Genomic DNA, 2,367 nt, shown 5'->3' with positions numbered 1-2,367 from the left:
GGGCCTGAACCTGGACGCCGTCGGCACGCTGCCCATCACTGAAAAGTTTTCTGCGTTTGGCCGGGTCGGCGTGAACTACGCACAAGCCACGGACAGCTTCTCCGGAACGGGCGCCGTTGGCGCGCCCAATCCCAACCCCAGCCAGCGCGAGGCGAACCTCAAGCTGGGGGTAGGACTTCAATACGCTTTCACCGAATCGCTGGCCATGCGTGCCGAGCTGGAACGCTACCGCATCAACGATGCGGTCGGCAACAAAGGCGACATCGATTTGGTCTCGGTCGGTCTGGTCTACCGGTTCGGTGCGAAGACGCCGACCCCGGTGCCGCGCGCCGTGGCGCCCGAGCCGGTTGCCCTTGCACCTGCGCCCCAGGTCGTAGCTGTGGCACCGCCTCCACCACCGCCACCGCCGCCACCCGTGCCGATGAAAGTGACTTTTTCCGCGGATTCTCTTTTTGATTTCGACCGGGCGACGCTGAAGCCTGCAGGCCAGCAGGTCATTGACAAGTTTGCTGCCGATCTGAGAGGCGTCAGCTTTGATGTCATCACGGTGACGGGACACAGTGACCGGATCGGTTCGCACGCCTACAACATGAAGCTCTCGACGCGCCGCGCCGAGGCGGTCAGCACTTATCTGGTGACATCCGCAGGCATTCCGGCCGACAAGATCGCGGCCAAAGGCGTGGACGGGGCAGACCCCGTGACCAAACCCGGCGATTGTGTAGGCAAGAAAGTAAGCAAGGAACTGATCGCCTGTCTGCAGCCCGATCGCCGCGTCGAGATCGAAGTCGTCGGCACGAAGTAAAGCCAGTCAAGCCGATCAAGCCGTCAGTTGGCGCTGACGGTTTCTCTCACATTGCACTCGCGGCGCAGCAGGGCCAAAGCGTCGTTGAGCGTGTAATCCAGGTCGCTGTGCAATGTGGGCTGGGCCTCCTCAAGAAAGTCGCTCCACAACTGCGCATAGCCGTCCCGGTGCTGCTCGGGCGCATGGCTCTGGATGTAGTGACTCGTCAGCTCGGGTTGGAGGCCTGTTTTCCGAATCTTGCGGATCAGGCTTGCAGCGCCTTTTTCGGTCAGTATCGTTTTGGGTGCGCTGCCGGTCGCCACGCACAAAAAGAGGGTCAGCAGCGAGCTGTCGTCGCTGTGGCCCGCGGTGGCTTTGTTCCAGGCGCGGGATGCCGAGCGGTCATGGTGATCCACTTCGCTCAGGCCATCTTCCACCCAGAAATAGCGGCCCATGAAGGCAGGGCCTTGATCAAAAAGTTTTCGGGCGGGCAGGGTGGCATCCAGAATTTTTGGCAGATCCGCCAGGATGGACTGCCGCACTGCCTCCACCACGGCTTGGTACTGAGTGGGCAGGTTTTTCGGGAGGGCAATGGGGATGGCGGACAGGCCGGCGCCCGTGTTGCCCGCCCCGTACTTCTTGCGCAGCGCGGCTACCATTTTTTCAAACGCAACCCAATCGGGCATGTCGGTGCGTCGGGCTGTCAGGACCAGCAGCGCGGTGCGAATGACGGCTTCGCCATCCTTGCCGGCCTCTTCCAGCTCATCGGCCTCCATGCCCAAGGCGTCGGCCAGCCAGATCGCCGCGTCGATAACCTGCGCCACCTGGTTGCGTTTGGCGAGCTCGGCCTGATAGTCGGCCAGGCTTCGCAGTGACCATTTGGCCAGCAGCGGGATGTGATCGTCGGTGAAGCCGCTGCGCTCGTTCATGCCGAAGTGGCTGTTCTGCGGCATCGCGATCAAGCGCTTGAGCAGGTCCGAGCCGCCTTTGGAGCGGGACAAGAAAGAATGATCGCGCAGCGACTCGGCGGCCTGACGCAAGTCGCCACCGCTTGTGCTTTCAAGGCAGAGGCTCACCAGATTGACGATTCGGTCCTTGGCCTTTTCAAGCTCCGGGCGCAAAAACTCGCTGCCAAAGTAACGCGCAATTTGCACCATGCCCTTGGGTGCATCGGCGCCAATGGCGTCCAGTTTTTGCTGGTCGATGATGCCGTTGAGTACGCCAAACTGCAGCGCTTTCTCGAAAAAGGGGCGTGCGTCGTAGAGCGAGAGGGAGGCGGGCGAGGCTGACGGGTGCGTTGACATCGTGAAAGATTGCTGTGGGGACGGAGCCGGGCCAAGCCGGCTTTAGATTGCCGATTCTTCGTCCGACTCACGTGTCGCGGGCGTCGCCTTGCCGCGGTCGGTGTCGCTGGTTTCGACTTTGCCGTCGTCCTCTTCAGCTTCTTCTTCCTCACCCAATCCCTGGTCATGCGCGCGTGCCTTGGCGCGCAGCACGATCAGCATTTCGATGAACAGGTCCGGGCACTCGTGGCGCAGTATCCACGCGAGTTCCATCCAGTCGTGGTCGGCAACTTCGTCTTGTTC

General features: G+C 61.8%; 2 protein-coding genes and 1 pseudogene. 1 reads left to right on the top strand and 2 read right to left on the bottom strand.

The window, feature by feature from the left end:
• Positions 1-802 (top strand): OmpA family protein (locus B3V69_RS04385; RefSeq protein ID WP_296444160.1); only part of this gene is annotated, 802 nt, incomplete at its 5' end.
• 23 nt (positions 803-825) lie between these two features.
• Here B3V69_RS04385 and B3V69_RS04380 read toward each other — a convergent pair.
• Complete coding sequence (locus B3V69_RS04380; protein WP_296444158.1) at positions 826-2,085, bottom strand: hypothetical protein; 1,260 nt, start codon at positions 2,083-2,085, stop codon at positions 826-828.
• Between the two features lie 42 nt (positions 2,086-2,127).
• Positions 2,128-2,367 (bottom strand): annotated as a pseudogene (locus tag B3V69_RS04375) (hypothetical protein); the annotation flags it as partial.

It is taken from the genome of Rhodoferax sp. UBA5149, assembly GCF_002413825.1.
Taxonomy (GTDB): Bacteria; Pseudomonadota; Gammaproteobacteria; order Burkholderiales; family Burkholderiaceae_C; genus Rhodoferax.
Note: the sequence above shows the minus strand (reverse complement) of the source record. Positions and strands in the feature narration are given on the sequence as shown.